Source organism: Mesobacterium hydrothermale, from assembly GCF_035818635.1.
In the GTDB taxonomy this organism is placed as follows: domain Bacteria; phylum Pseudomonadota; class Alphaproteobacteria; order Rhodobacterales; family Rhodobacteraceae; genus Mesobacterium_A; species Mesobacterium_A hydrothermale.
Genome location: NZ_JAYLLH010000016.1, coordinates 36,187 through 62,481 on the forward strand (window position 1 = coordinate 36,187; position 26,295 = coordinate 62,481).

The 26,295-nt window shown below is 60.9% G+C and carries 29 protein-coding genes; 5 read left to right on the top strand and 24 right to left on the bottom strand.

Annotated elements, in window-relative coordinates:
- Positions 1 to 21 precede the first annotated feature (21 nt).
- From VK792_RS11965 to VK792_RS12025, 13 genes are all read right to left on the bottom strand, one after another.
- Positions 22 to 516: a prepilin peptidase gene (locus VK792_RS11965; protein ID WP_326297741.1), complete on the bottom strand. Its 495-nt coding sequence runs from the start codon at positions 514 to 516 to the stop codon at positions 22 to 24.
- Between the two features lie 8 nt (positions 517 to 524).
- Complete coding sequence (locus tag VK792_RS11970) at positions 525 to 1,376, bottom strand: tetratricopeptide repeat protein (protein ID WP_326297742.1); 852 nt, start codon at positions 1,374 to 1,376, stop codon at positions 525 to 527.
- A gap of 27 nt (positions 1,377 to 1,403) precedes the next feature.
- Entirely contained in the window at positions 1,404 to 1,946 is a 543-nt protein-coding gene (locus VK792_RS11975) for a tetratricopeptide repeat protein (RefSeq protein ID WP_435404850.1), read from the bottom strand.
- A gap of 4 nt (positions 1,947 to 1,950) precedes the next feature.
- Positions 1,951 to 2,991, bottom strand: a complete 1,041-nt coding sequence (locus VK792_RS11980; RefSeq protein WP_326297743.1) for a type II secretion system F family protein — start codon at positions 2,989 to 2,991, stop codon at positions 1,951 to 1,953.
- Positions 2,992 to 3,001: 10 nt separating this feature from the next.
- Entirely contained in the window at positions 3,002 to 3,973 is a 972-nt protein-coding gene (locus tag VK792_RS11985) for a type II secretion system F family protein (protein WP_326297744.1), read from the bottom strand.
- A 3-nt stretch (positions 3,974 to 3,976) separates the two neighbouring features.
- Positions 3,977 to 5,434 (bottom strand): TadA family conjugal transfer-associated ATPase, encoded by a 1,458-nt coding sequence (locus VK792_RS11990; RefSeq protein ID WP_326297745.1) that lies wholly within the window; start codon positions 5,432 to 5,434, stop codon positions 3,977 to 3,979.
- A 19-nt stretch (positions 5,435 to 5,453) separates the two neighbouring features.
- Positions 5,454 to 6,704, bottom strand: a complete 1,251-nt coding sequence (locus VK792_RS11995) for a CpaE/TadZ family protein (RefSeq protein WP_326297746.1) — start codon at positions 6,702 to 6,704, stop codon at positions 5,454 to 5,456.
- A 291-nt stretch (positions 6,705 to 6,995) separates the two neighbouring features.
- Complete coding sequence (locus VK792_RS12000; protein ID WP_326297747.1) at positions 6,996 to 7,652, bottom strand: OmpA family protein; 657 nt, start codon at positions 7,650 to 7,652, stop codon at positions 6,996 to 6,998.
- A gap of 17 nt (positions 7,653 to 7,669) precedes the next feature.
- Positions 7,670 to 9,100, bottom strand: coding sequence for a type II and III secretion system protein family protein (locus VK792_RS12005; RefSeq protein WP_326297748.1), 1,431 nt, complete (start codon positions 9,098 to 9,100; stop codon positions 7,670 to 7,672).
- A gap of 204 nt (positions 9,101 to 9,304) precedes the next feature.
- Positions 9,305 to 10,168, bottom strand: coding sequence for a Flp pilus assembly protein CpaB (gene cpaB / locus VK792_RS12010; protein ID WP_326297749.1), 864 nt, complete (start codon positions 10,166 to 10,168; stop codon positions 9,305 to 9,307).
- Positions 10,169 to 10,354: 186 nt separating this feature from the next.
- Positions 10,355 to 10,534: a Flp family type IVb pilin gene (locus VK792_RS12015; RefSeq protein WP_326297750.1), complete on the bottom strand. Its 180-nt coding sequence runs from the start codon at positions 10,532 to 10,534 to the stop codon at positions 10,355 to 10,357.
- Between the two features lie 238 nt (positions 10,535 to 10,772).
- The gene (locus VK792_RS12020; protein ID WP_326297751.1) at positions 10,773 to 10,952 is read right to left on the bottom strand and encodes a Flp family type IVb pilin; all 180 of its coding nucleotides are present in this window, start codon (positions 10,950 to 10,952) and stop codon (positions 10,773 to 10,775) included.
- 237 nt (positions 10,953 to 11,189) lie between these two features.
- Positions 11,190 to 11,369: a hypothetical protein gene (locus VK792_RS12025; protein ID WP_326297805.1), complete on the bottom strand. Its 180-nt coding sequence runs from the start codon at positions 11,367 to 11,369 to the stop codon at positions 11,190 to 11,192.
- Between the two features lie 327 nt (positions 11,370 to 11,696).
- Here VK792_RS12025 and VK792_RS12030 point away from each other — a divergent pair, with 327 nt between their 5' ends.
- Positions 11,697 to 12,512: a lytic transglycosylase domain-containing protein gene (locus VK792_RS12030; RefSeq protein ID WP_326297752.1), complete on the top strand. Its 816-nt coding sequence runs from the start codon at positions 11,697 to 11,699 to the stop codon at positions 12,510 to 12,512.
- 119 nt (positions 12,513 to 12,631) lie between these two features.
- Here VK792_RS12030 and VK792_RS12035 read toward each other — a convergent pair whose 3' ends face one another.
- From VK792_RS12035 to coxB, 11 genes are all read right to left on the bottom strand, one after another.
- The gene (locus VK792_RS12035; protein ID WP_326297753.1) at positions 12,632 to 14,059 is read right to left on the bottom strand and encodes an FAD-binding oxidoreductase; all 1,428 of its coding nucleotides are present in this window, start codon (positions 14,057 to 14,059) and stop codon (positions 12,632 to 12,634) included.
- A 52-nt stretch (positions 14,060 to 14,111) separates the two neighbouring features.
- On the bottom strand, positions 14,112 to 14,930 hold the full coding sequence (locus VK792_RS12040; RefSeq protein ID WP_326297754.1) for an MBL fold metallo-hydrolase: 819 nt from the start codon (positions 14,928 to 14,930) through the stop codon (positions 14,112 to 14,114).
- A 61-nt stretch (positions 14,931 to 14,991) separates the two neighbouring features.
- On the bottom strand, positions 14,992 to 15,576 hold the full coding sequence (locus VK792_RS12045) for a GNAT family N-acetyltransferase (protein ID WP_326297755.1): 585 nt from the start codon (positions 15,574 to 15,576) through the stop codon (positions 14,992 to 14,994).
- Positions 15,576 to 16,838, bottom strand: coding sequence for a M16 family metallopeptidase (locus VK792_RS12050; protein ID WP_326297756.1), 1,263 nt, complete (start codon positions 16,836 to 16,838; stop codon positions 15,576 to 15,578). Before VK792_RS12050 ends, VK792_RS12045 begins: the two co-directional genes overlap by 1 nt.
- On the bottom strand, positions 16,835 to 18,223 hold the full coding sequence (gene thrC, locus VK792_RS12055) for a threonine synthase (RefSeq protein ID WP_326297757.1): 1,389 nt from the start codon (positions 18,221 to 18,223) through the stop codon (positions 16,835 to 16,837). Before thrC ends, VK792_RS12050 begins: the two co-directional genes overlap by 4 nt.
- 5 nt (positions 18,224 to 18,228) lie before the next feature.
- The gene (locus VK792_RS12060) at positions 18,229 to 18,906 is read right to left on the bottom strand and encodes an SURF1 family protein (RefSeq protein ID WP_326297758.1); all 678 of its coding nucleotides are present in this window, start codon (positions 18,904 to 18,906) and stop codon (positions 18,229 to 18,231) included.
- A gap of 156 nt (positions 18,907 to 19,062) precedes the next feature.
- The gene (locus VK792_RS12065; RefSeq protein ID WP_326297759.1) at positions 19,063 to 19,869 is read right to left on the bottom strand and encodes a cytochrome c oxidase subunit 3; all 807 of its coding nucleotides are present in this window, start codon (positions 19,867 to 19,869) and stop codon (positions 19,063 to 19,065) included.
- Between the two features lie 26 nt (positions 19,870 to 19,895).
- On the bottom strand, positions 19,896 to 20,477 hold the full coding sequence (locus VK792_RS12070) for a cytochrome c oxidase assembly protein (RefSeq protein WP_326297760.1): 582 nt from the start codon (positions 20,475 to 20,477) through the stop codon (positions 19,896 to 19,898).
- Positions 20,474 to 20,638: a cytochrome c oxidase system small membrane protein gene (locus VK792_RS12075; RefSeq protein ID WP_326297761.1), complete on the bottom strand. Its 165-nt coding sequence runs from the start codon at positions 20,636 to 20,638 to the stop codon at positions 20,474 to 20,476. Before VK792_RS12075 ends, VK792_RS12070 begins: the two co-directional genes overlap by 4 nt.
- A complete protein-coding gene (gene cyoE, locus VK792_RS12080) occupies positions 20,635 to 21,588 on the bottom strand; it encodes a heme o synthase (RefSeq protein WP_326297762.1) in 954 nt (317 codons plus the stop codon). The genes VK792_RS12075 and cyoE overlap by 4 nt, the downstream gene beginning before the upstream one ends.
- Before the next feature lie 63 nt (positions 21,589 to 21,651).
- Positions 21,652 to 22,494, bottom strand: coding sequence for a cytochrome c oxidase subunit II (gene coxB / locus VK792_RS12085; RefSeq protein WP_326297763.1), 843 nt, complete (start codon positions 22,492 to 22,494; stop codon positions 21,652 to 21,654).
- A gap of 200 nt (positions 22,495 to 22,694) precedes the next feature.
- Between coxB and tldD the strand changes: the two genes are divergently transcribed.
- From tldD to dprA, 4 genes are all read left to right on the top strand, one after another.
- Complete coding sequence (tldD, locus tag VK792_RS12090) at positions 22,695 to 24,116, top strand: metalloprotease TldD (protein ID WP_326297764.1); 1,422 nt, start codon at positions 22,695 to 22,697, stop codon at positions 24,114 to 24,116.
- Positions 24,113 to 24,517: a hypothetical protein gene (locus tag VK792_RS12095; RefSeq protein WP_326297765.1), complete on the top strand. Its 405-nt coding sequence runs from the start codon at positions 24,113 to 24,115 to the stop codon at positions 24,515 to 24,517. The genes tldD and VK792_RS12095 overlap by 4 nt, the downstream gene beginning before the upstream one ends.
- Before the next feature lie 123 nt (positions 24,518 to 24,640).
- A complete protein-coding gene (locus tag VK792_RS12100; protein WP_326297766.1) occupies positions 24,641 to 24,997 on the top strand; it encodes a hypothetical protein in 357 nt (118 codons plus the stop codon).
- A gap of 134 nt (positions 24,998 to 25,131) precedes the next feature.
- Positions 25,132 to 26,283 carry a DNA-processing protein DprA gene (dprA, locus tag VK792_RS12105; protein WP_326297767.1) on the top strand — a complete coding sequence of 384 codons (1,152 nt, stop codon included), beginning with the start codon at positions 25,132 to 25,134 and terminating at the stop codon, positions 26,281 to 26,283.
- Positions 26,284 to 26,295 lie beyond the last annotated feature (12 nt).

Below are 26,295 nucleotides of genomic sequence, written 5' to 3' on the forward strand. Positions count from 1 at the left end.
GTGCGATCCCGGTCTGCAAGCTTACAGCCCCTGCAAGGCCCCGAATGTCAGGTACAGACCCAGCGTCCCGCCAAGGGCCAGACCCATGGGGAAGCGTTTTCCACTGGTCCAACTGGCCCAGTTTGGGGCCAACTGCCGCAGTGGTGACGCACGGACCACCCGGTGGGTGACAAAAGCGACGATCAGGGTGATCGAAAACAGGATCATCAGAAACGGCAGGTCGCCGAGGTTCACGAAGGGGGCTGCGGCCGCGATGAACTTGGCATCGCCAGCCCCCATTGCCCCGGCGGCATTCAACAAGATCCCAGCCAGTAGTGCCACGCCCAGATGCGCGTAGCGCCACAGATAGGTATCAAAAGGCAGTACAAGTGGCCCGACGATGGCAAATACCATGATCAAGACCATCACGGCCCGGTTGGTGATCTTCATCCGCGACATGTCGGTGTAACAGACATAGAGGCAGATCGGCAGCACGAAGGGCAGGAACCACAGCGCCGCGCTTGGGGACAGGGCCATGGTGTGCCTTAGCCCCCGACGTTGGCTTCCAGCGCTTCAAGGCTGCGGGCCGCGGCTTCGAAGTGCTGCGGGTGGGCTTCGATAGCTTCGCGGAACAGGCCCTTGCCGATCTCCACGTCGTTCCGTTTCACCGCCGACAGGCCCATGGTGTAGAGCAGTTGCGCCCGTTCCACCTGTGTCATCGGCATCACCGGCATCGAGTAGTTGCCCTGCGCCCCGCGTGCCAGAACAAGGTTGTTCTTGGCGGTGAAAAGCGTGGTGTCCTGCCGGATCGCCTGGCTGAACAGGCGTTCCGCGCCGGGATAGTCGCCCCGGGTCAGTTTCGAATAGCCCCAGTTGTTCAGGGTAGACGCCGGTTTGGTGGTCAGGCCCACGGCCGTTTCATAGAAACTGTCGGCCTTTTTCCAATCCTTCTGGCTGTCGGCAATCATCGCTTCCAGCCGGTAACGCTTGAACGTTTCATGGGTTGGCGGAATGGCGGTCAGCACTTGCTGAGCGCGGTCCCATTGGTTGGCGCGGATCAACGCATCGGCCAGTTCGACCCGGTCTTCGTTGGTGGCGTCTTTGTGGTCGGCAACCTTAGCCCAGGCCACCGCGCCTTCCTCGGTCCGCTTGGCGCGGATCAACGAATAAGCAAGCCCGCGCATCAAATCGATCCGGTCGGGATGGGTGCGCAGGGCGCGCTGGAAATAGCTGACCGCTTCGTTCGGGTCGGCCACCGTCAACATTACGTCGTTGAGGTTGGTTTCGTCGACGACGTTCACGTCCTGCAACTTGCGTTCGACATCACCGGACTTGTCACAAGCTGCCACAAGCAACGTGCTGGCCGCACACAGGGAAACGAGGATGGGGTGGCGCATGTTGCTGCGTCCTTTTACTGCTCTGCCTCACGATCCGGCGCGCCTGATCAAGTAGTCGCTGCTGCTGCGGCGCACCAGTTTGTATTCTTTTTCTTGTGGCTCATCATACACGGTTTCATCCAGTTTTTGGAGAGCCAATCGCAGGTTATCACGGATCGAATCATTTTGGCCATTGTCTAGTGCATAGGCGCGTTTGAAGACCTGTTCGGCTTCGGCAGTTTTGCCACGCTCCATCAGCGCCACGCCGAGGTTGTTCCAGACCTCGGGCCAGTCCGGCTCTTTCTCGACGGCGCGGCGCAACAGCTTTTCAGCCTGGTTCAGCCGGCCAAGGCCAAGGTTCGCGCTGCCGAGCGCCGACAACACTTCGCCAGTCAGGCCTTGTGCACCAGCGGCGCGGGTAAAGGCCTCGAGCGCCAGTTCATGCTGGCCCGCAGCCATCAGGCGGTGACCGACCAGCAACTGGTCCACCTCTTCGCCGCGCGGGTCCAGCGACGGGGCATAGACCTGATCGCCACGCGTGGAAAGGCCGCCCGGTGAGCAGGCGGCCAATTCCAGCGTCAAAGCCAGCAGCAGTTTAGAGATCGCCGTCGGAGTCGTTCTTTTCCAAGTCCACTTGCGCACTGTTTCCGCCACCAATGTCGCCCATTTTGGTGATCCCCACCGCGGAAGGACCCACGAGGATGATCAGCAATGGCGGAACGGTAAGCATCATGGTGGTCAAAGTCATCTTCGTCGGCAGCTTGTTGGCCTTTTCTTCGGCGCGCATGACTCGTTTGTCACGCATTTCCGCGGCATAGACCCGCAGCGCGTCGGCGACTGGAGTGCCGAAAGTCTGCGACTGGTTCAGCACGGTCACGAAAGACGACACATCCTGAACGCCACAGCGTTCGCCCATGTCGTTCAGGACGCTGGTCTTGTCCTTGCCGGCCTTGACCTCGTTCGCGACCATCTGGAATTCGTCGGCCAGCGCGGGGTAAGAGGCCTTCAGTTCCATCGCAACGCGCAGAATGGCCTGGTCCATGGACTGGCCCGCTTCCACACAGACCAGCATCATGTCCAGCGCGTCGGGGAAACCGTCGGTGATTTCCTCTTGCCGTTTTGCGGTGCGCTTGGTCAGCCAGTATTTCGGTGCCATGTAGCCCACGACAAGCGGACCAAGGATATGCGTCATGGTCTGTTGCGTGGTGGCATTTGCCGCATCGGTCAGGACGTAATGATAGAACACGCCAAGTACCAGCCCGCCAATGGCGAGCCCGAACTGCGCCAGGAAAAACATACCGACGGAGTCGCGGGACGAATATCCGGCCTTCATCATCTTCTGGCGCATCTCGGTCATCTGACCTTCGTCTTCGGGCGTGAGCATCGCGGCGTATTTGTTCAGCCGCCCGTTGCCGCCCTTGTCGCGCAGGACCATCTTGCTCTTGCCGCCGGCAGGACCAACGCCCATGCGAATCGATTCCTGCTTGATGCGATCAAGCGGGTCTTTCTTGCCACCGATCAAAAGTGGAATCGCGGCCAGCAGCATGAAGGCACCGAAGCCGCCGAACCCAATCAGCGGGCCCATCGGGCCCAGCATGTCGGTCAGCATGAAGCTGATTGCCTGGAACGTTTCCATGGTTGCCCCCTCAGACCTTGATGTTCACGAGATGGCGCATCACCAGCAGGTTCAACGTCAGCATGATACCCACAACGAAACAGGCGGGAATGAACCACGGGTGGTCCTTGACCCCGTCATAGTAGCCGGGCTTGAAAATCTGGATGAAGACGAGCGCCGCCACCGGGAAACCGGACAGGAACTTGCCCGACCATTGTGCCTCGGCGGTGATTGCCTTGACCCGGCGAAACAGGCGAAACCGGGCGCGGATCACCTTGGCCAGACCTTCCAGGATTTCTGCCAGGTTGCCCCCCGATTGCTGCTGGATCGCCACTGCGACCGCAAGGAAACGCAAATCCTGCATGTCCAGGCGTTCGGCCATGTGTTTCAGGCTTTCACCCACGTCGCGGCCATAGGTTGCCTCGTCAGCAATGACACCGAATTCGGTGGCAAGCGGGTCCTGGATTTCCTTGGACACAATCGAGATCGCAGAAGAGAACGGGTGCCCCACGCGTAGCGACCGGACCATCAGTTCAACCGCGTCAGGCAGTTGTTCTTCGATCATGCCCATGCGTTTCTTCGCCTTGTGGCTGACCCACATGAACACGCCGCCGACGCCCATCGCAACGCCCAGCAGCGCCTTGACAGCCACGCTGGCCTGAGTGCCGATGGTCAGGCCCATGAACGCAAATGCGCTGACAAGGACCATGATCATGATCAGCTGCTTTGGCGTGAACGCAATCGCGGCTTTCTGCGCCTTGTCCGACAACAGCGAGTAGAGCGGGATGGTTTGGCTGTCCATGTGCTGGTCCATCTCCTTGCGGAGCTGGCGCAGCACGTCTTCACGACGCTGCCCTTCTGTCAGTTTTTCAAGGCGTCGGTTGACACGCTTGTTGAAGCTGATCGACTTGCCAAAGAAGACCAGATAGGCACCCTCGACCAGAACCAGAACGCCGACGAAGATGCCCAGATAGATAAACGGTTCGATTCCGATCGCGCCCATTCGTTACTCCATAACCATGGGTTCGAAGATCGAGGCAGGCAAATCGTAGCCCCACATCCGGAACCGCTCTGAAAAGTGGCTTCTCACGCCTGTTGCCGTGAAATAACCGATAATCTTGTTGTCCGGCGTGAGGCCGGTGCGCTGGAACTTGAACACTTCCTGCATCGAGATGACTTCGCCTTCCATGCCGGTGATCTCGGTGATCGAGGTCATGCGGCGGGTGCCGTCCTGAAGACGGCTGGCCTGCACGATGAGGTGCACAGCCGACGCGATCTGGGACCGCATCGCCTTGAGCGGCATTTCGATGCCGGCCATGGCGATCATGTTCTCCAGACGGCTGACACCGTCGCGGGCGCTGTTGGCGTGAATCGTGGTCATGGACCCGTCGTGGCCGGTGTTCATGGCCTGCAACATGTCGATCACTTCCTCACCGCGGGTTTCCCCCACGATGATCCGGTCCGGACGCATCCGCAGCGCGTTCTTCAGGCAGTCGCGCGGGGTGACCGCGCCCTTGCCTTCGACGTTTGGCGGGCGGCTTTCCATCCGGCCCACATGGGTCTGTTGCAGTTGAAGTTCGGCGGTATCTTCGATCGTCAGGATGCGTTCGCTGTCGTCGATGAAGGACGACAGGGCGTTCAGCGTGGTCGTCTTACCCGAACCCGTCCCGCCGGACACGATGACGTTCAGACGGGTCGACACCGCGGCCTGAAGGTAGACCGCCATTTCTTCGGTAAAGGCACCGAATCTTACCAGGTCGTCGATGCCCAGCTTGTCTTTCTTGAATTTCCGGATCGACACCAGAGAGCCATCGACAGCGATCGGAGGCACCATGGCGTTGAAACGCGAGCCGTCGGCAAGACGCGCGTCGACATAGGGGTTCGATTCATCGACTCGGCGGCCCACGGCAGACACGATCTTGTCGATGATCCGCAGCAGGTGCTTTTCATCTTTGAAGACGACATCAGACAGTTGCAGTTTGCCGCTGCGTTCCACGAAGATCTGTTTCGGACCGTTGACCAGGATATCGCTGATGGTTTCGTCTTTCAGAAGCGTTTCAAGCGGGCCAAGGCCCTTCACTTCGTCATAGAGTTCATCGTGCAGGATGTTGCGGGTCTCGCGGTTCAGCGTGACACCCTTGGTTTCCAGCGTTTCGGTCGTGATCTCGGCGATTTCGCGGCGCAGGTCGGATTCCGATGCCTGTTCCAGCGCGGAAAGGTTCAGGTTTTCCAGCAGAGCGCGATGCAGCTCAAGCTTCAGTTCGTTGATCTTGTCTTTACGCTTTTGCTCGCGGTCGCCGCGCTTGGGCTCTGCCGCGATCGGGTCATCCTTGGGTTTGGGCGGTGCCTTGCGGGCCATCTTGGGCTTGGGCGCTTCGGCCAGTTCTGCGGCAATTGCTGCCACCGACCCGGCCTTTTTCGGGCTGTCAACCGGTCCCTTGGACTTTTGGTAACGTGAGAACATCAGGAGGTTGCCTCTTTACTCAAGCAGCTTCGGACTGGCTTTCGCCGAAGGCGTGCAGCGATCCGGCGATTTTCGAGATTTCCTTGCGAAGCGGGTTCTTGGACGCCTGGCTGGCCAGCGGCAGGCCGTGGTCGCAGGCTTGAAGAACCGCCTTGCCGCCATCGGGCAATTGCACGTCAATGGCGATGCCAAGGCTGTCGGCCAGACGCTTGACCCGGCTCTTGCCTTGCAGGTCAGTGAATTTTGGCGCCCGGTTCAGCACGAACCGGATCTTGTCGAACGGCAGGTTTTCCGATTCCAGCGCCCGGCGCAGGCGCAGTGTGTTCTGGGCCGAGCGCATATCCAGTTCGATCATCGCGAAATAGACCGACGCACGGTCCAGTAGCACCTCGGACCATTGCACCAGCGTCGACGGCATGTCGACAACGACATAGTCAAAGTGGCTGGCGGCCACGTCGAGGATCGCGTTCACGTCCTGCGGAGAAATCATGTCGAGCGGCAGGATATCGGCCGGTGCAGTCAGCACCTGCATCTTGTCCTCGAACCCGACCAGCGCGCCGCCAAAGCTGTCTTCATCAATGTTCTCGATATCCTGAAGCAGCTCGAACACGGCATCGCGGCGGGGCAGGTCAAGATAGGTCGCGACCGATCCGAATTGCAGACCAAGGTCAATCAGGCAGACCCGCGGGCTGGCCTTCTTGTCCACGGTGGCCAGTTCCCAGGCAAGGTTCACGGCCATGGTCGTCGTGCCGCAGCCACCGGCCAGGCCCTGCACGGCGATGATGGCGCCGTTGCCGTCGTTTTTCTTGCTCAATTGCGCGCCGGGTTGCGCGTGAACGGCAGGGGCCGGCGGGGCAACGTCGCGGGCGCGCAGGCGGTCCACCGCTGCGGCCAGTTCGCCTTCGGGAAGGGGATAGGGGACAAATTCATCGGCACCACCACGCAGAAGTTGGTGCAGGGCAGCGGGGGATACATCTTCGGCAATCAGGATCACGTTGACCCCGCGTGCCTTGGCGGCGGCGATGATCTGGCTCAGCTGGGTCAGGTTTTCTTCGTCGACATCGTCGATCGCCATGGCAACGAATTCCAGCGCATCGGCTTCTTCCTGGCCAAGGAAGACAAAGGCTTCCTCGAAGCCAAGGTCGCCCCAGGCCTCACCCATCACCGCTTCCATGTCTTCGATCAACAGATCGAAATTCTGCACGTCCCGACAGATGGTGCAGGCCAGGATCGGTGCGGGGTCCGCAATATTCGAAGAATTACTCGTCATAAGCCTCACGTCCTTTACTGCCTGCACATGTCCGACTTCACACTCGGTGAAACGCGCGTTGCGCTCGTTTCGGTGCTACGGATGTCGCGGATCCGAGTCGGTCACACAGGTTTTCCTCACACCTGAAACTGGTCTAGAATGTAGGCAACATTTGGACCAAAAAACCGAAATTGTGCGGTATTGCCGGACGATCCGATGGCGGACAGTGACCCCGCCGGAGGGGGTGACGCCGCAAGACAAAAGGCGCCCCAGTGATCAGGGCGCCTTTGTTTTTCCAGGTTTTGTCTGGGTTTAGCCGTCGCTGTTTGCGGTGGTGGTGCCTTGAATCGTTTGTGCTGGCACCGCGCTTGCAATGTATTCGCGATAGATGACCTCGGCATATTTGCCGTCCAGAACCGACGGATGGCTTTTGACGAAGCCGGATACCTCGGTTACGGTCCGGCGGTTCCGGCGTTCGCGGCCCTGTGTCACGATCAGCGGCTGAGTCTCGCCGTAGGAGACAACAGCCTCCAAGCGCGAGCGGCTGATGCCTTGGGACACGAGATAATTCACCACCGCATTGGCGCGGCGCAGACCAAGGTTCCTGTTATAGGCGGCCGAGCCGACAAGGTCGGTGTGACCATAGACGCGGAAGCGGACCTCGGGGAACTGGCGGATCCAGTCGGCCTGTTGGCGCAACACTGCAGTGGCCTCTGCATCCAGCTGCGCGCTGTTGAAGGCGAAGTTGACGGTCGAATGAATCTCTGACGCGAACCTTTTGGCCAAGTCGAGCGTATAGCTCTTTTCGCCGGTCATCAGCTGGGTGTTGTTCATCGTGGCGTTGCCGAATTCGCCATTGTCGACGGTCGACCCGGCTTCCCAGTGGAACTGGGAATAGATCGGATCAGTGTTTGTGCAGGCGGTCAGCAGCGCAAGCGCGCTGACCGAAAACATCAGTTTATGTGTCATGTGCCCCCGCATCATTCTTAGTCCATCACATAGCCATAGGACCCGCTGAAGTCCTGCTTGGCAACTTCGCCCGCGGCGCCCTTGGCCGCCGGTTTGCGGGAATCGCCGGTCACGCGCCCGAACAGGAACAGATCCTTTTCCGACGGCAGCGTGACCCGATCGGTCGGAAGCGAAAGCGCCTCGCCCCGGGTGGGTGTCACAAGATGCGGTGTGATGATCACCACAAGCTCCGACTGCTGGCGCTGGTAGTCGGCGCTGCGGAACAGGGAGCCAAGGACCGGGATGTCGCCAAGCCACGGAATTTGCGAAGAATTGTCAAGAAAATCGTCCTGCAACAGGCCGGCGACCGCAAAGCTTTCGCCATCTCGCAGTTCAACCGTTGTCGAGGTCTTGCGCTTTTTGAACGCATCGACACGCAGGTTGTTGAAGTCGATCCCGTTGGCCGAGTCGATCGACGAAACCGCTGCTTCCATTTCCAGGTTGATCAGATCGCCATCGATGACCCGCGGAACGAAGTTCAGCTCGATCCCGAAGGGTTTGTATTCGATGCTGATGGTGCCATCGCTTTGCGGTGCGGGTACCGGGTATTCCCCGCCGGCCAGGAACTTGGCTTCCTGCCCGGAAAGCGCTGTCAGGTTCGGCTCGGCCAGGGTCCGCACGACGCCTTTGGATTCAAGCGCTTCCAGCAAGATCCCAACTTCGAGCCCGCCGGCGTTGAAGCCGAACAGGATCGCGCCCCCCGCTGTCGAGCTCGGCCCGAGTTTGGTGGCAACCGAATCCCCCGCGGCATTGGCGGTTGCGTTGCCGGTGCCGATTTCCAGGCCGTTGCCGCTGCCGGTCAAGGTGCCGGCGGTGGCCAGCGACGTTTGCAGCGATTTCGACACAGAGCGCTGCATCTCGGCAAAACGAACCTTCAGCATCACCTGTTGAACGCCGCCCACCGTCATCAGGTTCGACACCCGGTCCGGAGCATAGCGCTCAGCAAGATCCAGCGCGCGTTGGAGCTTTTGCGTGCTCGATACAGTGCCGGACAGAACGATGCCATCGTTGGCGGTGCGCACTTCGATCTTTTCGCCCGGCAGGATCTGACGCAAGCGCTCCTTGAACTCGGTCACGTCGGCGGCAACGCGGACGTCGACGTTGGTGATCAGCCGACCGTTGCCGTCAAGGATCGTGAGCGTCGTGATGCCGGGGGTTTTGCCCAGGACATAGATCGAGCGATCCGACAGCGAAGAGATGTCGGCGATTTCTGGATTGGCGATGCTGAGTTCCGCGAAAGGCTGATCCGCTTCGACCACCACCGCCCGATTCATCGGGACGTTCAGCGTGGACGAAAGGTTGCCCCGGACAACCCGCAGCGTTTCGGCAGCCACCGGACCCGCAGCAATAGGAGTATACGCAAGGATAAGACCCGTAAGGGCCGCCTTAAGAAAACCGTCGAATTTCATGTGACCTGCCTCTCCGATCACGCCTCTGCTGCGGGTCTTTTTGCCCACTCTTTTGACGATCCTGCGTCAATTTCAATTTTTTTGCAAGAATCAATGGCTTCGCGTTCTTGCTTTATGTGGGCCAATGGCAACAGGCGAAGTTCAAAACGAATTGTCCCGCCACCGGAATTCCTGCGGTGGCGGGGACAAGTTGTTGTAATCGCATTAGTTTGTGCAGGGGATCGGCGTTTCGACCACCTCGGCACCCTTGCGGGTGCGCATGGTGCAGACGCGCGGTTTTTCGACCTGAACCTGCTGCACTGGCTTTTCCATGTCCAGGAGATCGCGCTGGTCGACCTCGACGGCGTGGGTCACGGCCTCGTCGTTGGTGCCCATCAGCGACAGCGTCAGCTGGCCGGTCTGCAGGGCCTGCGCCAGCGATGCAACCTGTTTCGGCGTGGCTGCCACGGTCACCGTGCGGGCATCCATCACCGCGCTGGGATCAGAGGCATCGGCGTTCTGGTCCAGTGCGATCACCCGCAGGCCGCTTTCGATCAGGCGGGTGACGTCATTGCGACCGCCGTTGCCATTTTCGTCTTCGGGCGGCTGGCCGGTCCAATAGACTTCGACCCGGTCATCGACGCGGATGCTTCCGCTCATCCCGTTCGAGGTATCGACCTCAATGGTGAAGGCGCGTTGCCCACGTTCCAGGCGGGCAGCAAGGCCGGTCGGCGCGCCCGGTTCGCTCAGCTTGACAGCCATCAGCGGTTCGTTGATTTCCATCTTGCGCAGTGCAATACGCGGTGCCTCGCCTTCCGAGAAGGGGGGGCGGTTTTTCGAGAATACGCCGGCCGGCAGCGATTCTTTCGGGAAGCGGATCAGCTTCACATCTTCGGGCTTGATCGGCTCGCCATAGCTGATCTGTCGGTTGGCGACATAGATATCGACCAACGGCACATATTCACCGTCCTTGTTGCGCTCTGCTTCCAGCGCTGCCTGGTACGACCCGACATATGTCTGCGCCATATAGACCGCGCCACCTGCCAGGGCGACACCCACAAGAAGGACCAATCCGAAAATCAGTCGCATAACCTTACCTCACTTTCGGCCGTGCGCCTGGGGCGCATCTGTTTCACGTTGCTACTGACGTCAGGATGCCGGGCAATTCTGTCCTCCATGGGCCAAGATGCGGGCAATTGTTTGAGAACGTCCTGAGTGTGTCAGAAGCTGCGACACGGCACTGATCGGGCCGTGTTGCGTTTCTTGGCGTGAAGATCAGAAATCGTTTTCCGCTGCCACCGCGCCAGCTGCGGCGCGGATCAGGCGGTTGGACTGACGTTCGATGGTCGAATAGGCGGCGATTGCCAGTCCAACAACGGCTGCGGTCAGAACCACCCAGTCAACGGTCACGGCACCGTCTTCGTCGTGGCGGAAGTTTTTGATGAACTTGATCATGGTCTTGTCTCCATTGGCGTACTTTGGGTTTCCACGTCATTGCGACGGGCCTCGCTCCTCGTCCCGGACGCTGAGATGGAAACAAGTTGGTGCTGAAAAGAGGCGGAATTGCGGAACGAATTTGGACGAATAGGCTAAATTGTCCGCATTCGTGGAAACAGTCTGTCCACAACCTGGCTGCAGGAACGACAAAACGGCCCCAAGGGGCCGTTTTGCAAGATCGTACCGAAAGGCGATCTTAGAAATCGTTTTCCGCGGCCACGGCGCCAGCTGCAGCGCGGATCAGGCGGTTCGACTGGCGTTCGATGGTCGAATAGGCGGTGATTGCCAAGCCGACCACGGCTGCGGTCAGAACGACCCAGTCAACAGTCACGGCGCCGTCTTCGTCCTTGCGGAAGTTTTTGATGAACTTGATCATGGTCTTGTCTCCGTAGATGTACGTGTTTTGCTCACTCGTTACCGCGCAGGAGGCTGTGCCATCGCATTGGTCCGTTGCGGCGCAGGATCATGTTTCGCAGCCAATTCTGGCGGGATTGGGGCGTATTGCGGGAATTTTCCGTGCAATTAGAGTGTTTTGCGAAACAAATTGCAGAAGCTTTGAAAACAAAGAAGCGGCCCGAAGGGCCGCTTCCTGTGAATTCTTTCAGGCGTGATCTCAGAAATCGTTTTCTGCGGCCACGGCGCCAGCTGCGGCGCGGATCAGGCGGTTCGACTGCCGTTCGATGGTCGAATAGGCGGTGATTGCCAGGCCAACAACGGCTGCGGTCAGCACGACCCAGTCAACGGTCACGGCGCCGTCTTCGTCGTGACGGAAGTTTTTGATGAACTTGATCATGGTCTTGTCTCCGTAGGTGTTCATGCGTTTGCTCACTCGTTACCGCGTCGGGGTGTCGAATAGCTCAAGCAGCACGACCGTTGCGGCATGTAGCGATATAGCCAGTGGTTTGAGGCGGTATTTTGGCGTGAATGGATCAATTTGAGAACGTAAGGAATTTCTGCGGGAGAATGGCGTAAGATTCTGAAAAGAAATAACAAAAATATCTCTTCTGCACGAGTTCAGGCGAATGTGCCACGTTTTTCATTTCTGTTGTGGCAACAGATTTACCGAACGCTTGGGATTGTGCGAGTATTGGCAAAAAAGAAGCCAGAGGCAGGCACAGACATGCAGAAATTCTTGATCGCGGCTTTCCTGGCCGCCACACTGGCGTTGCCGGTGGCGGCTGAAGCGCCCAAACCCTTCCCGACGTTCTCGGCCAAGCGGGTGAAACCGCCCGGCAAGGGAGCCAAACAACGCATCACGGTTCAGATCGCGCCGCAGCCCGCGGCGCCCGCAGCCGCCAGCCAGGCCGTGCAGGCCGCGGCCTTGGCGCCGTCTTCGCCAGGGGGCAGCTATGCATGGTTTTGGCAAACGGTGTCGCCGGCCTTGTCGGAAACTGGGCCCGGGCGTCTGGAACCGGCCTTGATCCGGCTGGGAAACCCGCCTTCCGGGCTCGGTGTCCGCGCACCCCGGTTGCAGGGTCTTCACGAGATTGCCGATACCTATGGCCGCGAAATCCTGTTGGCCACGGTGGGCACAAGGGTTTCACCGGCTTTGGCGCTTGCGGTGATCTCGGTCGAATCCTCGGGGAAAGCCGATGCGGTCAGCAAAGCCGGGGCGCAGGGGTTGATGCAGTTGATGCCGGCGACGGCGACCCGTTTTGGTGTGTCGGATTCGCTGAACGCCGCTCAGAACATACAAGGCGGTGTTCGGTTTCTGGACTTCCTGATGGAAAAATTCGACGGCGATCCGATCCTTGTGCTGGCAGGGTACAACGCCGGGGAGAATTCCATCGCCCAGCATGACGGGGTGCCGCCTTTTACCGAAACGCGCGACTATGTGCCCAAGGTGCTGGCGGCGTTCAAGGTGGCCAAGGGGCTGTGCAAGACGCCGCCGCAACTGATCAGCGATGGATGCGTGTTCCAGTTGGCAGGCAACTGACGCGGTTTCGGATCGGGCTGTGCCCGATCCGACCGATGCGCCTTTGCATGGCAAAGGCGCATGGGGGCTCTGCCCCCATACCCCCGAGGTATTTGTGAAACAAAAGACAAGGGATTGGATCAGGTGGTTGCCGTCTGGCGTAGTACCGCACCGGGGTTCATGATGCCCAGCGGGTCGAGTGCGGTCTTGATCGTGCGCATGGCCCACAGTTTCGCCGGATCGCCATAGCGTTCAAGATCGGAGGCCTTGAGCCGACCGATGCCGTGTTCGGCGCTGATCGAGCCGCCGGTGGCGTGCACAAGTTCGTGCAGGATGCGCGAGCCGTCTTCGGCAAGGTGCAGGAAGGCGGTACGGGCCGTGCCCTTTGGCGGAAAAAGGTTGAAATGCAGGTTGCCGTCCCCGAGGTGGCCGAAACAGTTGATCCGCAACGGGCCGAGCGGTTTCAGCCGTTCGCGGGCAGTCGCAATGAAGTCTGCCACGGCACCCAACGGAAGCGAGATGTCGTGGCTGGCAATCGCGCCGACCATGCGGTTCGCGGTGGGGATGTCTTCGCGCACACGCCAGAAATCCTGACGCTGGGCTTCCGACTGGGCGATCAGACCATCGCTGACGAGCCCTGCGGCCAATGCGGCTTCGAACAGATTTTCGAGTGCGGTGTGCGGGTCCTGACCCAGCGACAGGCCGAGGTCGATCAGCACCATCCAGCGCGGGTTTTCCGGGAAGGGCCGGCGGAGATCGGGCAGTTTTTCGGCCAGGAAGTCGAGGCCCACTCCCGATATCAGTTCAAATGCACTGATCCCGTCGCCGATGTGATCCCGGGCGAGTGAGAGGAGGCTGAGCGCGGCCGCGGGGTCATTGACCACCAAGAACGCGGTGCCTTGCGCCGCGGGGACGGGCGACAGTTTCAACGTGGCGGCGGTGATCACGCCCAACGTGCCTTCGGCACCGATGAGAAGGTTGCGCAGGTCATAACCGGTGTTGTCCTTGCGCAGCCGCTTTAATCCGTGGTGGACCTGGCCGTCAGGCAGCACTGCTTCCAGCCCCAGGCAGAGGTCGCGCGCATTGCCATAGCGCAGCACGTTCACGCCGCCCGCATTGGTGCCGAGCAGCCCACCGATGCGGGCGGACCCTTCGGAGGCGAGCGACAGTGGAAACAGCCGGTTCCGGTCTGCGGCCGCCGCCTGCACATCGGCGAGAATCGCCCCGGCCTGCGCGATCAAGGTGTTTTCCTCGGGATAGACCCCCAAGACCTTGTTCATGCGTTCCAGCGACAGGATCAGTGGCAAGGGACCATCAGGTTTCACTTGTCCAGCGACCAGCCCGGTGCCGCCGCCATAGGGGATCACGCCGACACGGGCTGTGGCGCAGGCGCGGATGATCGTTGCGACGTCGTCGGTGCAGCGGGGCAGGGCGACCCAGGCTGCGTTCCCATGCCACTTGCCACGCGGCTCTTCCAGATAGCGCGGCTCGGCGGGGCGCAGGGTGTCCGCGGGCAGGTGTCGGGCAAGGGACTGGGCAAAGGCATCCTGGGCGGGGGCAAGCGCCATGGGTCACTCCGTTCGCTGGGTGGCATCCTTGTGGCGCAACAGAGCAGCGCGCTCAACCCCGGTCGGACAACCAGCGTGGGCGCAGCACCATCACCGTGGGACGTTTCGGCAGGGTGCGCAGGGAAAGTTCGATGTCGTTGCCGTCGACACGCTCGATGGCAAACACGTCGCTCACGCCATCAAGGAATACCCCCAGCGCCCTGTCGGAAAACCAGTGCATGGGGATCACAACAGAGGACCGCAGCCGTTCCACAATCCGCGTCATCGTGCCAACGTCAAGCGTATAGCCGCCATCAACCGGCACCATGACAACATCCAGCCGCCCGATTGCGGCATACTGTTCCGGTGTGGGTTCGTGGTGCAGGTGGCCAAGGTGGCCGATACACAGCCCGGCGACTTCGAAGATGAAGATCGAGTTGCCTCGGGTTTCCGCCCCGGTAAAGCCTGAACGAATGTCGGTTGACACGTTGCGGATCAGCATTTCGCCAAGGTCGAGGTGATGTTCGATGCCTTCGCCAAAGGCGCCCCAGCCAGGCAGGACATGGGGGATGCGCGAGTCGGGGGCGCTGGTCCAGTGGGTTTCATGGGCGTGGTTCATTGTAACCACGTCGGGAACGAACCGCGTTGGCCCGACGCTGCCGGCATAGTCGGTGACCGCGCTGAGGCCGCCGGGTGTTTGCAGCAAGAATGATGCGTGGGCGATGTAGTGCAGGCGGACGGTATAGTCTGGAAGTGGGTCGGTCCAAGCGGCCTTGTGCAGATATCGCAGACCCGGCGCGGCATCGGCGATGGCGATGCAATGGCTGGGGCGGCGGTCCTGCGCATGGGTCAGCGTTGCGGCGCAGATCAGGGCAATGGCAAGTCTCAGCATCGGCATCTCCATCTTTACAAAAAAGATGTTAGCTCGATTCAGCTTTGCCTCAAGAGCCGTGTCACCCGACTTGCGTGCGCCCGCGCCGGTCCATCCGCAGCGCGGCATAGAGCACGTGGGTGCGCCAGCGACCGTTGATTTGAAGATAGCTTTGGGCAACGCCTTCGTATTTGAAGCCGCTGCGTTCCAGCAAACCACGAGAGGCGACATTTTCCGGCAGGCAGGCGGCCTCGATCCGGCTCAGGTCCATACGGGCAAAGGCGTGGTGAACCATCGCCTCAATGGCCTCTTTCATATAGCCGCGCCGGGCATAGGGTTCGCCGATCCAATAGCCCAGCGTACCCGCCTGCGCGGGACCACGGCGGATATTGTCCAGCGTGATCGCACCGACAAGGTTTTCATCATCGCGGTGGAACAGAAACAGTGGCACCGCGGTACCGCCGGCAATCGCACGGTTGGCCCAGTAAACGCGGTTGGTGAAGCCCCGTCGGCTCAGGTGATCATCGGCCCAGGTGGGTTCCCATGGGGTCAGGAAATCGGTGCTGTTCATGCGCAGCGCCACCCAGGCATTAAAATCGCCATGTTGCGGCGGACGCAAGACCAGACGGTCGGTGTCCAGCCGCAGTTTGCGCCGTTTCAGGATCATCAGGCTACCCGGCGCCCCAGCAAATCGTCCAGATCAGGCGCACCGGAAACCGGACCATAAAGCGCCATTGCCATCGGGGCTGTACGGGCAATGTGATCGGCGAAGGCGCGCACGCCGTCGGCAGTAACGGCATCGATCCGGGCGACGGTTTCTTCGATCGGCGGGACCTTGCCCCAAATCTGGATCATCCGCGCCAGCCGCTCCGCCCGGCTTGACGGGCTTTCCAACCCCATCAGCAAACCGGCTTTCATCTGGGCGCGCGCGCGGTCGATCTCGGCCGCGGCCATGTCCTCGGTCGCACGTTTCAGTTCGTCGAACGTCAGGTTGATGAGGTTTCCAAGATCTTCGGCCCCGGTGCCGGCATAGATCGTTGTCATACCGGTATCGGCATAGGCACCCGTTTGCGCGAAAATCGAATAGCACAGGCCCCGTTTCTCGCGGATTTCCTGGAAAAGCCGGCTGGACATGCCGCCACCAAGTGCCACGGCATAGATCTGCGCGGTATAGAAATCCGGATCACGATAGCCCGGCCCTTCGAAGGCAAGGGCCACATGGGCCTGTTCCAACGCCTTGTCACGGCGGGTTTCGCCCCCCACAAACCGGGCCTGTTCAACCTTGGCGTCGTCTCGCGCCGTCATGTTGCCGAAGGTTTCCTTCGCCAGGGCAACGATCTGGTCATGATCGACAGCCCCGGCGGCCGACAGGATCAACTGACCGGGGCCATAGTGTTCTGCGACGAACCTGGCCAGATCATCCCGTCCAAAGCCACGAACGTTGCCGGCCTCGCCAAGGATCGTCTTGCCAAGCGGCTGGTCGGGATAGGCACGGGCCTGAAGCCAGTCAAAGATGACGTCGTCGGGCGTGTCCAGCGCCTGGCCGATTTCCTGAAGGATCACGTGACGCTCGACTTCGATTTCTCGGGGGTCGAAGACCGGGTTAAGCAAGATGTCGGATATCACGTCCAGCGCCAGCGCGACGTCGTCTTTCAGAACGCGGGCGTAATAGGCGGTCACCTCGCGCGAGGTATAGGCGTTGATATAGCCGCCCACGTCCTCGATCGCTTCGGCGATTTGCAAGGCGCTGCGCGACGCGGTGCCTTTGAATGCCATGTGTTCAAGGAAATGGGCGATCCCGTTCTGTTCTGGCCGTTCGTGACGACCGCCTGCGGTTACCCAAACGCCGATGGCAGTGGATTGGAGCCCCGGCATGTGTTCGCTGACAATGCGAAAACCGTTGTCCAGCGTGGTCAGGTCAACTGTCACTTCGCGATACGCTCTCTGATCAGGGTTTCCAGTGCAGTCAGGTCGTTGGCGACCTGCGTCACGCGCTCTGGCCGGTCATAAAGGTCTGCCATGCGCGGGGGAAGGGGCGGGCGGATGCCGCTGGCCTGTTCGACGGCATCGGGGAATTTCGCCGGGTGGGCGGTGGCCAACGTGATCATCGGCACGGCCGGATCGCGCAGGTCCTCGGCCACTTTCACGCCGATGGCGGAATGCGGGCACAGCAGCTCGCCCATGGTGGCGTTGGCTTCTGCAATCATGGCAAGCGTTTCTTCTTCGCTGACGCGGCCGCTGTCGTACTGGTCGCGCAGCGCTTGAAGTGCGCCTTGAGAGACCTTGAAGCCGCCCGATTTCAATTCGTCCATCAGTTGCCCCACCGCACTGCCATCGCGGCCATAGGCATCGAACAACGCACGTTCGAAGTTGGACGAGACCTGGATGTCCATCGACGGCGAAATCGACGGGTGCACTTCGGACGTGGCGTAGTCGCCCGAGGACAGGCAGCGGTGCAGGATATCGTTCTGGTTCGTGGCGACCACCAGCCTGTCGATGGGCAGCCCCATGCGCTTGGCGATGTAGCCTGCGAAGATATCGCCAAAGTTGCCGGTGGGCACCGTGAAGCTGACCTTGCGGTCCGGGGCACCCAAGGACACGGCGGATGAAAAGTAATAGACGACTTGCGCCAGAACCCGCGCCCAGTTGATGCTGTTCACCCCGGCAAGGCGCACCGCGTCCCGGAAGGTGAAATCGTTGAACATGTCCTTCAGGCGGGCCTGGCAGTCGTCGAAGTGCCCGTCCAGCGCCAGCGCGTGCACGTTCGATTCAGACGGCGTGGTCATCTGGCGGCGTTGAACCTCGGACACGCGGCCATGCGGGTAAAGGATGAACACATCCACCGCGTCCAGCCCCTTGAACGCCTCGATTGCGGCCGACCCGGTATCGCCCGAGGTTGCGCCGACGATGGTGACGCGCTCGCCACGGCGGGTCAGCGCCTCTTCAAACAACTGACCGATCAATTGCATGGCGAAATCCTTGAACGCCAGCGTCGGCCCGTGGAACAGCTCCAGCAGGAAATGCCCCGGCGCCAGTTGCACCAACGGGGCGCGTGCGCCATGGCCGAACCCGGCATAGGCCTTGGCGATCAGGTCGGCAAACACCTCGTCAGTGAACCCGTTGCCGATGAAGGGGCGCATGACGCGGAACGCGACGTCTTCATAGGGCAGGCCATGCAGGGCGCGGATATCCTCGGCGCTCATCTGCGGGATGGTTTCCGGAACATAGAGGCCGCCGTCACGCGCAAGCCCGGACAGCATCGCCTCTTCAAAGCTCAGAACCGGGGCCTTTCCGCGGGTCGAGATGTAACGCATGGGCCTCAGGCCTCCTTGGGTTTCAGCGTCCGCCGGATAAAATAGGCGGTCATGATCAGCCACACCACGGCCAGCGAATACCAGGTGATGGCGTATTGCAGGTGATCGTTGGGGATGCCGGCCGTGTCGACCGGCACCGGGCGCAGGCCGGGATCGGCCGGGGTTTCGCGGCGCGCGACGATCAGCACGGGTTCGGTGCCCAGTTGCGCGGCCATCTGGTCAAGGTCGCGGGCGAACCACATGTTCTTGTTCACATCGTTGTCGGGGGTCGAACTGTTACGGTCGTCTGACCAGTGGAGGTTGCCGCTGACGGTCACTTGGCCGATACGGCGCGTCTTGGTCTTGTCCTCGACTGGGACGAAACCGCGGTCAAGAAGGACCTTGCGGCCATCGTCCAGCGTCAGCGGCGCGATGATGCGGAACCCTGCGCCGACCTGCTTGATCGACATCAGCACATGCAGTTCCCCTGGGCCGATGGTGCCGGTCAGGTTGACCGGCTTGTAACGGTCGTTTTCGGGGGCGGGCTGCGCGGGCAGGGGGATCGGGTCACCGGAAATCGTGCTTTCGATCTCAGACAAGATGCCCTGCTTCCAAGCCAGCCGCTGAATCTGCCATGTTCCCAGCCAGACCAGAATTCCGGCGCCGATCAGGCCGAAGAGCAGGGGGGCTAGGATGCGTTTCAATTGCGTGCCTCGGGTCGCGTGTTATCTGGCCCGCTTTACCCGACCCAAGGGGCGGGCTTCAACCGCCTTGCGGTCGCGGAGCCTTATAAAAAACGCCCCGCCAGGTTGGCGGGGCGTCAGTGTTCGCGCGTTTCCTGTTGTTATTCTGTGTTCGGCTCAGCCGCCCCAGATATAGACCGCGGCAAAGAGGAACAGCCAGACCACGTCGACGAAGTGCCAGTACCACGCCGCCGCTTCAAAGCCGAGGTGGCTTTCGGGGGTGAAATGTCCGCGCATCGTGCGCAGCATGCAAATGAACAGGAAGATCGTCCCGATGATCACATGCGCACCGTGGAACCCGGTCGCCATGAAGAAGTTCGCGCCGTAGATGTTGCCGGCAAAACCGAACGCGGCGTGGCTGTATTCATAAGCCTGGAACACGGTAAAGATCAGGCCCAGAACAACGGCGATGGCCAGACCGGAGACCATGTCTTTGCGGTTGTTTTCGTGAACCAGTGCGTGGTGCGCCCACGTCGCAGCGGCGCCTGAGCACAGCAGGATCAGGGTGTTGATCAGCGGCAGGTGCCAAGGGTCGAACGTCTCAATCCCGGCAGGCGGCCAGACGCCGTCGATCGCCGGGCTCAGGCCGTCGGGGTTCATCGGGTACATGGCGTGCTTGAAGAAGCTCCAGAACCATGCGGCGAAGAACATGACCTCGGACATGATGAACAGGATGAAGCCATAGCGCAGGCCGATCAGCACCACGGGGGTATGATCGCCGGCTTGGTTTTCGGCAATGGTTTCCGACCACCAGCCAAACATCACGTACAGGACGCCGACAAAGCCAATCAGGAAGATCCACGGGGCCGACCCGTGGAACAGCTTTACGGCTCCAAACAGCATGATGAACGCGAACACCGAACCCAGGAAGGGCCAGATGGAGGGGCTCAGAATGTGATAATCGTGGTTTTTCGCATGCGCCATGTAATTGGTTCCCTCGTTGGCTGGCGTCAGTTGACGGTTTTGTCCTGCTCCACCTTCAGTCCGGCCTGAACCTCTTCGGGCAAGTCGATCTGGTGGAAGGTGTAAGACAGGGTAATGTGCTTGGTGTACTTCGCGTCGCGGTCGTCGACGATTTCGGGATCGACATAGAAAGTCACCGGCATCTGGACGCGCTCACCCGGCATCAGGATTTGCTCTTCGAAGCAGAAGCACTGGATCTTATAAAAGAACCCGCCTGCCTCGTAGGGCGTGACGTTATAGCTGGCCGAACCGGCGACCGGCTTGTCCGTCGGGTTATACGCCTCGTAGAAGGCCAGCCCCGTTTCGCCGATGCGCAGGGTCATTTCCCGAACGACGGGTTTGAATTCCCACGGAAAGTCACGTTCCTTCGACGCATCGAAGCGGATGGTGATTTCGCGGTCGAGGATTACGTCGCTGCCGGCATCCGCCACGTTTGTTGCGCCACCAAAACCGGTGACGCGACAAAACCAGTCATAGAACGGCACGGATGCCCAGGCGAGCGATCCCATGATGACAACGACGCCGACAGTTTGAGCGACGGTTTTCTGTGGTCCGGACAGGTTTTTCACTGGCTTTGCTCCTGTGTCGTTCCAATCCGTTCAAAGCCGCCACGGGTCACTTTGACCACAGTCAGGCCAAGGACCAGTACAATGAAGCTTGCCAGCAACAGGGCGACGCCCACGTTGCGACCGTGACGGCGACGGTGGATTTCATGTTGATGGGAAATCATGCCCAGCCTCCCATGCCAAAGCGTTCCAGCCCGGCTTCCAGCAGGATCGCGCCGAAATGCGCAAAAAGATACAGAAGCGACAGCTTGAAGAACCGCTTTTCGATGGCAAAGTTGTCGGCCTCGCTGTCGTCTTCGTTCCGGCGCCAGATTTGCACGGCACCTTTGACGAACAGCGCGTTAAGCACCACGGCCACAGCCAGGTAGACTGGCCCGCCGATGGATGTGAAGGCGGTCCCGACAGCCAGAACGGCCAGCAAAAGGGTGTAGACGAGAATATGGATGCGGGTCGCGCGGCGACCGTGGGTCACGGTCAGCATCGGAACCTTGGCGTCGTCATAGTCGTTGCGCATGAACAGCGCCAGCGCCCAGAAATGCGGCGGCGTCCACATGAAGGTCAGGCAGAACATCAGCACGGATTCGACACTGATCCCGCCAGTGGCCACGGCCCAGCCGATCATCGGGGGAAACGCCCCGGCGGCACCGCCGATCACGATGTTCTGCGGCGTCCAGCGCTTCAGCCACATCGTGTAGATGACCACGTAAAAGAATATGGTGAAAGCCAGCAGCCCCCCGGCCACCCAATTGGCGGCGAGACCCAGGAACATGACCGAAAACCCCGACAGCGCCAGGCCCAGAGCCAGCGCCTCGCCCGGCTGGACCTTGCCAGCAGGGATCGGGCGCTTTTGCGTGCGGCGCATCACGGCGTCAATATCGGCATCCCACCACATGTTCAAAGCACCGGATGCGCCGCCACCGATGGCGATGAACAGGATGGCGCAGAAGGCAATATAGGGGTGAACGGGTACGGGTGCTGCCAGCAATCCGACCAGCGCAGTGAACACCACCAGCGTCATGACGCGGGGCTTCAGAAGGGCGAAATAATCACCCAGCTGCGCCTCGGGGCCATAGGCATCGGTCTTTGCGCCGGTGTTGATGCTGGTATCGCTCATTTCTGAACCTCTGTGGGGGGGGCATTTCGGAAACGGGCGGGGGCTGGCCCCGCCCGTCACGTCTTAGTTGGCGGCGGCCACGTCAAAGTCGAGCGGCTTGCCGGCGTATTCGTCGATCGCACCGCGCAGCCAGTTGTCATAGGTTTCCTGGCTGACGACCTTGACGGTGATCGGCATGTAGGCGTGGTCCTTGCCGCAAAGCTCCGAGCACTGGCCAAAGTACACGCCTTCCTTGTCGGCCTTGAACCAAAGTTCCGCCAGACGGCCGGGAACTGCGTCCTGCTTCACGCCGAAGGCCGGAATGGTCCAGGAGTGGATCACGTCGGCGCCGGTCACCTGCATCACGACGGTCTTGTTGACGGGCACGACAACCGCGGTGTCGGTGGCCAGAAGGTACAGGCTGTTGTCATAGCCGTAGTCAGCCAGTTCGTCCTTCGCCAGCATGAAACTGTCGAACGCGAATTCGTGGTCGACGTATTCATAGCCCCAGTACCACTGGTACCCGGTCACCTTGATGGTCAGGTCGGCTTCGGGGATTTCCTGCTGCTTGAACAGAACCGGCAGCGAGAACGCACCGATGAACACCAGGATCACGATCGGGATCACCGTCCAGGCGATTTCAATCGGGGTGTTGTGGGTAAAGGTCGACGGGTTTGGGTTCGCACGACGGTTGAAGCGGATGAACGAATAGACCATCAGCCCGACCACGAACAGGACGATGGCAGTGATGATCACCAGGATCAGGCCGTCCAGCCACTGAAGATCGTGCGCGAGTTCGGTCGCCGCCGGCTGGAAGCCAAGCCCGCCCTGATGCGGTTTGCCGATGATCTCAAGCCCGTCCTGCGCAAAGGCGGGAACGGCGGAAAAGGCACTGAAGAGGCCCAGGGACAAGGAAGTCAGTCGCATAGTTCACCCTGATCGGTTGCGTGTCTGTCATAGGAAAAAGCCGTGAGAGCGGCGAATCTGCGATTCGACGTTCCACAACTCGCTCTCTCCCCATTGAGTTGTCTGTGTTTAGAAACCATATTCTGCCTGCCACCGGAAGATTTTTGCTTGCGGCAAAACGGCGCTTTTTTTGATCTAGATCAAACATAAGGGGAATGTCCATGGCCGAAACCGCTTTCCGCCCGTTCGAAACCACGCTGGATCCGGTGAAAACCCGGGCGATTCTGCGCGAGGCGTTGGATGGGGCCGAAGATGGAGAGCTGTTTCTGGAACGTCGCCGGGGCGAAATGGTGGTGTTTGACGATGGCCGGATCAAGACAGCCAGCTACGACGCCTCTGAAGGATTCGGGCTGCGTGCGGTCAAGGGCGAAGTCGCAGGCTATGCCCATTCCACCGAGATCAGCGAATCCGCGATCAAGCGCGCGGCAGAAACCGCGCGTCTGGCGGTGGGCGATGGTGGTGGTACATGGGCCGAGGCGCCGGCGGGAACCAACCGCAAACTGTACACCGACGCCGATCCGATTTCCGGGCACAGCTTTCCGGTCAAGGTCGAAACCTTAAGAGAGATTGACGCGTTCCTGCGGGATCTGGAGCCCCGCGTGGTGCAGGTCAGCGCGTCAATCGCCGCTTCGTTGCAAGAGGTGGTGATCCTGCGCCCCGATGGCATTCAGGTCAGCGACACGCGTCCGATGACCCGCGTCAATGTAAGCGTGATCGTCGAGGAAAACGGCCGCCGCGAGTCCGGCACCGCCGGGGGCGGGGGCCGGGTGCTGCTCGATGGGTTGCTGGACCCAGCCGATTGGCAGGCCAAGGCACGCGAGGCGCTTCGGATTGCGTTGGTCAACCTGTCTGCGGAACCTGCGCCGGCCGGGGTGATGGATATCGTGCTGGGACCGGGCTGGCCCGGCATTCTGCTGCACGAAGCCGTGGGCCACGGGCTGGAAGGCGACTTCAACCGCAAGGGCAGTTCCGCCTTCGCTGGGCTGATGGGACAGCAAGTGGCGGCCAGAGGGGTCACCGTTCTGGACGATGGCACCATACCGGACCGTCGCGGCTCGATCACAGTCGATGACGAAGGCACCCCTGCCGGCAAGAACGTTCTGATCGAGGATGGTGTGCTTGTCGGCTTTATGCAGGACCGGCAAAACGCCCGCCTGATGGGGGTGGAACCCACCGGAAACGGGCGCCGCGAATCCTATGCGCATATCCCGATGCCGCGGATGACCAATACCTACATGCTGGGCGGCGATGCCGATCCGGGCGATATTGTGGCCGATCTGAAAGACGGCATCTGGGCTGTGGGCTTTGGCGGCGGTCAGGTCGATATCACCAATGGCAAGTTCGTGTTCAGCTGCACCGAAGCCTACCGTGTCAAGAACGGCAAGGTCGGTGCTCCGGTGAAGGGGGCCACCTTGATCGGGGATGGCGCAACCGCCCTGCAACAGATCCGCGCCCTGGGCAATGACATGGCGCTTGACCCGGGCATGGGCAACTGTGGTAAACAAGGGCAATGGGTGCCTGTGGGCGTCGGCCAGCCGACGGTCATGATCGGTGGGCTGACAGTAGGAGGTGCGCAAGCATGACGTCAGTCATCGGCACGCCCAGTCTGGGGTGCCACATCATCGCTGCCATAATGTGCATGGCAAGTGCGACAGGTATCGGGTATCTGCTGGGGCAAACTGCGCCCGCCATTGGCGAAACAGCACCGCTTCTGGCCATTTGGATCGCCGCCATTGGCGCGGCCATGGTCTCCGCCTTCATCTTCGCAACAGCCGGGTTTGTCGTGGGCATCCCGGTCACGATCGTGCTTTTGCAGCGCGGACTTTTTGACGGAAAGTCGATGTCGCTGCTGGGTCTTGCGGTTGGGGCTCTGACAGCCTCCGTGCTTGGGGGCTTCATGCTGATCCGGCTTGGTCCAGTGCTGGCGCTGCTCTATGCCGGGATCCTCAGGCGGCTCTCTCCGGCCTGCTTCGCGGTCGGCTGACCAGACGGGTACGGGCCAATGCGCAGCGGGTCTGTTCCGCCCTGGTGGCACCCGATCCAATCCGATCCCGCGCTCGCTTCCGGGTTGGGGATCGTGCCAGCCGTTCTGGCAATTCCCGCCGCGATGGTTATGACTGTGATCATCGGGCTGATGATAGGATTGGTCGGCGCGGCATGGCAGGAAATGGACCAGGTCACCGGTGGCATACTGGCCGCGACGGGCCTGTTCTTTGCGCTATCTGTCATGTTCAGTTGGGTTGGCCACATCGTCGGCGCCCCGCTACTGGAGGCGCTGCTAAGGCGCGGGCTCGGGGGATGGGCAATCGTAATGCTCTGCGGCGGGATCGTTGGCGGGGGGATGGCCGTTCTCTTGGGCAGTGCGATCGCAACCTGGATCGGGCCGGTCCTTGCCCTGCTGCAACTGATCGCACTGCGCTGCCTGGCACGAGTCTTTGCTCGTCGACGTCGGGCACTTGGGTGACTTGGTGACAGTTTGTCTGAAAAAGCACATACTAATCAGTGTTTTATGAGAAGTTCCCGCAAAGGTTTGTCAGTGTTTACCAGCGGTTAACCACTCTGCGCGCAATGATGATCCTGCAAGACGGCAGGGCCAGCATGACCGAAGACCACATCTCTTCCACACACCCCCTACTCCCACCCACCACGGAAGATGCTCGGTTGGATTGGCTCTGCCTCTTGCGCTCGCGGCGCGTCGGTCCGTCAACATTTTACCGGCTGATGGGCGAACATGGCGATGCCGGGGCCGCGCTTTCGGCCTTGCCGGATGTCGCGCGTGCCGCCGGCGTCGAGAACTACACGACTTGCCCGAAACGCGTCGCCGCAGCCGAATTGCGCGCTGGTCGGGCAATGGGCGCGTGCCTGATTTGCCGGGGCGATGACGGCTATCCCGATCAACTGGCAAACATTTCCGATGCCCCCCCCATGTTCTGGGCTCTCGGGGACCTTTCGTTGCTGTCGCGCCCGATGATTGCGTTGGTGGGCGCGCGGAATTGTTCATCGCTTGGCACCCGCATGACCCGGGCTTTGGCCGAAGGATTGGGGCAGGCCGGGTTCGTCGTCGTTTCAGGTCTGGCCCGCGGCATAGACACTGCGGCGCACCTGGCCAGTCTGCCCACGGGCACGATCGCCGTCATGGGCGGCGGGGTTGATGTGATCTACCCCAGGGAAAACGCCCTTCTGGCCGACCAGATTGCACAGAAGGGCGGGGTCCGTCTGTCGGAACAACCGCTTGGTCTGCACCCCCAGGCGCGGCACTTTCCCGCCCGAAACCGCATCATCTCGGGTCTGTCCCGCGCAGTTGTGGTGGTCGAGGCGGCGGCCCGCTCCGGCTCATTGATCACCGCCCGGGCCGCGCTCGATCAGGGCAGAGAGGTGTTGGCCGTGCCCGGCCATCCCTTCGATGCCCGTTCCGGAGGCTGCAACATGCTGATTCGCGATGGCGCCCGATTGGTGAGGTCAGCAGATGACGTGATCGAGGCGTTGCCGACGCTGAATGCGCCCGCACAGACAGCCTTGCCCCTTGATCCACCGCTTCCGGTCCCGCGTTCCGACAAACGCAGCCTCAAGGAAACAGCCGCACTGCACAGTCAGATCCTTGATCGCCTCGGCCCCAGCCCGGTGGCAGAGGATCAGTTGATCCGCGATTTGGGAATGCCAACGAAAACCGTCAGTCCGGCGCTGACCGATCTGGAACTTGACGGTCGAATCCAACGTCAACCCGGCGGGCTGCTGTCGCTGGTGCCCTGAAGGGTCGGTCTT

Coding starts and splice junctions, on each gene's coding strand:
- VK792_RS11995 (WP_326297746.1), bottom strand. CDS start 6,704: ATGACGAGTAATTCTTCGAATATTGCGGACCCCGCACCGATCCTGGCC.
- VK792_RS12035 (WP_326297753.1), bottom strand. CDS start 14,059: ATGGCGCTTGCCCCCGCCCAGGATGCCTTTGCCCAGTCCCTTGCCCGA.
- VK792_RS12020 (WP_326297751.1), bottom strand. CDS start 10,952: ATGATCAAGTTCATCAAAAACTTCCGCAAGGACGAAGACGGCGCCGTG.
- VK792_RS11970 (WP_326297742.1), bottom strand. CDS start 1,376: ATGCGCCACCCCATCCTCGTTTCCCTGTGTGCGGCCAGCACGTTGCTT.
- VK792_RS11965 (WP_326297741.1), bottom strand. CDS start 516: ATGGCCCTGTCCCCAAGCGCGGCGCTGTGGTTCCTGCCCTTCGTGCTG.
- cpaB (WP_326297749.1), bottom strand. CDS start 10,168: ATGCGACTGATTTTCGGATTGGTCCTTCTTGTGGGTGTCGCCCTGGCA.
- dprA (WP_326297767.1), top strand. CDS start 25,132: ATGACCGAAGACCACATCTCTTCCACACACCCCCTACTCCCACCCACC.
- VK792_RS12015 (WP_326297750.1), bottom strand. CDS start 10,534: ATGATCAAGTTCATCAAAAACTTCCGCCACGACGAAGACGGTGCCGTG.
- VK792_RS12045 (WP_326297755.1), bottom strand. CDS start 15,576: ATGATCCTGAAACGGCGCAAACTGCGGCTGGACACCGACCGTCTGGTC.
- VK792_RS12005 (WP_326297748.1), bottom strand. CDS start 9,100: ATGAAATTCGACGGTTTTCTTAAGGCGGCCCTTACGGGTCTTATCCTT.
- VK792_RS11985 (WP_326297744.1), bottom strand. CDS start 3,973: ATGGGCGCGATCGGAATCGAACCGTTTATCTATCTGGGCATCTTCGTC.
- VK792_RS11980 (WP_326297743.1), bottom strand. CDS start 2,991: ATGGAAACGTTCCAGGCAATCAGCTTCATGCTGACCGACATGCTGGGC.
- coxB (WP_326297763.1), bottom strand. CDS start 22,494: ATGCGACTGACTTCCTTGTCCCTGGGCCTCTTCAGTGCCTTTTCCGCC.
- VK792_RS12100 (WP_326297766.1), top strand. CDS start 24,641: ATGGTTATGACTGTGATCATCGGGCTGATGATAGGATTGGTCGGCGCG.
- tldD (WP_326297764.1), top strand. CDS start 22,695: ATGGCCGAAACCGCTTTCCGCCCGTTCGAAACCACGCTGGATCCGGTG.
- VK792_RS12065 (WP_326297759.1), bottom strand. CDS start 19,869: ATGGCGCATGCGAAAAACCACGATTATCACATTCTGAGCCCCTCCATC.
- cyoE (WP_326297762.1), bottom strand. CDS start 21,588: ATGAGCGATACCAGCATCAACACCGGCGCAAAGACCGATGCCTATGGC.
- thrC (WP_326297757.1), bottom strand. CDS start 18,223: ATGCGTTACATCTCGACCCGCGGAAAGGCCCCGGTTCTGAGCTTTGAA.
- VK792_RS12000 (WP_326297747.1), bottom strand. CDS start 7,652: ATGACACATAAACTGATGTTTTCGGTCAGCGCGCTTGCGCTGCTGACC.
- VK792_RS12075 (WP_326297761.1), bottom strand. CDS start 20,638: ATGATTTCCCATCAACATGAAATCCACCGTCGCCGTCACGGTCGCAAC.
- VK792_RS11990 (WP_326297745.1), bottom strand. CDS start 5,434: ATGTTCTCACGTTACCAAAAGTCCAAGGGACCGGTTGACAGCCCGAAA.
- VK792_RS12030 (WP_326297752.1), top strand. CDS start 11,697: ATGCAGAAATTCTTGATCGCGGCTTTCCTGGCCGCCACACTGGCGTTG.
- VK792_RS12040 (WP_326297754.1), bottom strand. CDS start 14,930: ATGCTGAGACTTGCCATTGCCCTGATCTGCGCCGCAACGCTGACCCAT.
- VK792_RS12095 (WP_326297765.1), top strand. CDS start 24,113: ATGACGTCAGTCATCGGCACGCCCAGTCTGGGGTGCCACATCATCGCT.
- VK792_RS12025 (WP_326297805.1), bottom strand. CDS start 11,369: ATGATCAAGTTCATCAAAAACTTCCGTCACGACGAAGACGGCGCCGTG.